The sequence below is a fragment of the Xanthovirga aplysinae genome (assembly GCF_009711365.1).
Lineage (GTDB): Bacteria > Bacteroidota > Bacteroidia > Cytophagales > Cyclobacteriaceae > Xanthovirga > Xanthovirga aplysinae.
In genome coordinates this window covers 1-3,220 of record NZ_SMMB01000678.1, presented here as the reverse complement: position 1 = coordinate 3,220, position 3,220 = coordinate 1, and the positions used below count along the sequence as shown (strand labels likewise).

The window sequence follows — 3,220 nt, the reverse complement described above, 5'->3', positions numbered from 1 at the left end:
TAAAGGAATTAACATCCTTATTTTTTAAATTGGGTGTAATAGCTTTTGGGGGCCCAGCAGCCCATATTGCCATATTGGAAGAGAAAGTAGTCCATAAAAGAAAATGGCTTTCACGTCAACATTTTTTGGATTTGGTTGGAGCTACAAATTTAATTCCAGGGCCAAACTCTACCCAAATGACTATGCATGTAGGGAAAGAAGTAGCTGGAACTATTGGCCTATTAGTGGCGGGCATTAGTTTCATATTTCCTGCAGCCCTAATTACATTAGTTTTTGCCATTTTGTATGTGAATTATGGTAACCTTCCCAACATTGAGCCCTTCCTTTTTGGGATAAAACCAGCAATTCTGGCTGTAATCTGTGGGGCTATTTATAAATTAGGAAAAAAAGCCGTCAAAGGGTGGTTTTTGGGTACATTAGGGGTGGCGGTAATTGCCTTGTCCTTAATGGGGATAAATGAAGTATTACTAATAATTGGTTCTGGTCTTCTAGGGATGATTGTAAACTGGAGCAAAGAAACTCAAAAATTTGATACTAAGCTTAAATCCGTTTCCCCATTTGGATTGGGAAGCATTTTCGCAATACAAGGTCTTTCCAATTTTAACCTCTTTTGGGTATTTTTCAAGATAAGCCTTGTATTGTTTGGTAGTGGCTATTTATTAATTGCTTACCTGGATGCAGAATTAGTTGAAAGATTAGCCTGGATCAGTCGAACCCAATTATTAGATGCGATAGCCATTGGACAGCTTACTCCAGGCCCTATTTTAACCACAGCCACCTTTATAGGCTATCAAATTAGTGGTCTTTCCGGAGCAACCTTGGCCACCTTGGGTATTTTCATTCCTTCCTTTTTCCTTGTAAACTTATTAAACCCGATTGTTCCCCGATTACGTAAAACCAAGGCTGCTTCATCCTTTCTTGATGCCATCAACGTTGGTGCAGTTGGAATTATGATTGCCGTTACCCTTCAATTGGGTCAAAGTGTACTAACAGATTGGAGAGCGTGGTTTATCACAGCATTGAGTTTGGTGATCACTTTCGGACCAAAAAAAATTAATGTTTTATGGCTGGTTTTTGGGAGTGCCTTTTTAGGCTATATACTTCAATTATTTTAAAGGAGACTTTCCGGAACAGATAAAATAAATAAGCGCCCTTAAAATAATAAAGTATAACCCATTTATTTGGATGAAGCAGATTTAATCATTTAAAAAAATGAAAATTTAGCAGGCAGGATAACCATTGACCTATTGACATGAATCTATTTGTATTTCGAACAGGAAAAGTCATTTGGACCCATAAAGTCTTCATTCTCCTAAATTCAGTAAACTTAATTACCTTTACAATTCCTTCTTAATAACTTAAATTAAGTATATGCACCAATCACTATTTGTTTCGGACCTTGACGGAACTCTTTTACAAAATGATGGCACGTTAGCCCCAAAAACCAGAGACGGACTCAATCAATTGTTTAAAAATATCAATTTTACCATTGCCACCGCACGGAGTTACCCTTCGGTTCGTCAAATCTTAAAAGGTTTGGAGCTTAAGTTACCAGTTATATTACTTAATGGAGCTAGTATCACCGATTTTCATACAGGGGAACATCTTCAATTAAATACAATTTCTCCAGATTTGTACAGCCAAATTCTTCATACCATTCGAACCTTTAATTGCGCTCCCTTTATTAGTACAACAAATGATGGTAAAGACCGCCTCTATTACAAAGACATTTTAAGTGAAGGGATGAGTTGGTATTTAGAAGAACTAACTTCAAAACAGGATAAACGCCTTCTTAAAACTGTTGCTTATGAAGATGTCTTTGATCAAGATATTTTTGGCTTCACAGTAATGGAGCGTCAAGTCATTATTGACCAGATCTATCAATCGATAGTAACACAGTTTGGGGATCAAATTTCTACCCATTATTATGAGAACCAATACCATAAAGGTTGGTATTGGTTGGAAATACATGGTCAAAAAGCAACAAAGGCCAACGCCATAAAACAGTTGTGCGATAAATATTCCTTTGATGTTAATGAACTCACGGTATTTGGGGATAATGTGAACGACATTCCCATGATCAAGTTGGCCAAAAACAAAATAGTTGTGGAAAATGCCAAACCGGAATTAAAGAGCTTCGCCACAAAAATAATTGGCAGCAATGAAGAGGGTGCTGTATTGGATTATCTAAAAGTCCGATAAACAACAAATCTGAGTATTTCCAGGTGCCTTATAAACTTTGGTAAATATAGTTTGTATTCACCTTTAACAGGCAAGAATATAGGTAAAGTATAGGGTTTTTACTTCTTCCGAAAATTATTTACCACAAAAAAAGTGGTTAGTCACTTCTCAGTAAACTAACCACTTCAAAAGAAATTTTTATCCTTGTCCCCCCCTACCTTGAATTACTTGGGCTTAATTTAATTACTTTTAGCTTATTCAAAAGTAAGATTATATAGTAAGTCGGATCAAATTCATGCCAACGCACACCTCCAAAATTAGCTCTTGACCCATTTTTATGGTGATTATTATGATAACTTTCTCCCAACATCAGAAAATCAAATGGAAGAAAATTTCTTGAGGTATCTCCAACTTCATAGTTTCTGTATCCATATTTATGAGCAAACCAATTGATAATAGCTCCATGAATTGGTGAAAGCATGAATTGAATAGGAAGTAGCAACCACAACCACCATTCCGTGGCAAACTGGAAATAAACAAAAGTATATAAGGCCCCCCACATAATTTTACTAGGCCAGGAACGGGCAATTTTTTCAAAAGCTGTCCATTCTGGTACGCCATCTGTAAACCGCTTCTCTACCTTCTTTTCCTTATTAGCAATAGCAGAATAGATGGTTTTTGTTTTCCACATCATTTTAAATATGGATTCATCATATTTAGGAGAATGAACATCCTTTTCCGTATCTGCAAAAGCATGATGCATTCGATGCATAACACCATATCCATAAACACTTAGATAATTTGAACCTTGAAAAATCCAGGTTAATACAAAGAAGACTTTTTCAGTGGCCTTGCTCATCGTAAATGCTTTGTGAGCAGAATACCTATGATGAAAAAACGTCTGAAAAAACAACGACAGGTACCAATGCGCTATAAAAAAAGTTAAGATAATCCCCATTTCTCTATTTCTACAATGTATAATAATTTGACGCTGCAAAATTATGGTTTTATTTGATAGTATCCTTACTTTCTTTTAAAA

General features: G+C 35.9%; 3 protein-coding genes. 2 read left to right on the top strand and 1 reads right to left on the bottom strand.

The window, feature by feature from the left end:
- Both chrA and E1171_RS04085 read left to right on the top strand, forming a co-directional pair.
- The coding region (gene chrA, locus E1171_RS04090) for a chromate efflux transporter (RefSeq protein ID WP_155204370.1) at positions 1-1,115 on the top strand (1,115 nt) is incomplete at its 5' end.
- Between the two features lie 256 nt (positions 1,116-1,371).
- Complete coding sequence (locus E1171_RS04085) at positions 1,372-2,202, top strand: HAD family hydrolase (RefSeq protein ID WP_155204368.1); 831 nt, start codon at positions 1,372-1,374, stop codon at positions 2,200-2,202.
- A gap of 193 nt (positions 2,203-2,395) precedes the next feature.
- Here E1171_RS04085 and E1171_RS04080 read toward each other — a convergent pair whose 3' ends face one another.
- Entirely contained in the window at positions 2,396-3,139 is a 744-nt protein-coding gene (locus E1171_RS04080) for an acyl-CoA desaturase (RefSeq protein WP_155204366.1), read from the bottom strand.
- Between the last annotated feature and the right edge of the window lie 81 nt (positions 3,140-3,220).

Bases quoted from the DNA above. Each gene is read 5' to 3' on its own strand.
- E1171_RS04080 (WP_155204366.1), bottom strand. From the start codon at position 3,139: ATGGGGATTATCTTAACTTTTTTTATAGCGCATTGGTACCTGTCGTTG.
- E1171_RS04085 (WP_155204368.1), top strand. From the start codon at position 1,372: ATGCACCAATCACTATTTGTTTCGGACCTTGACGGAACTCTTTTACAA.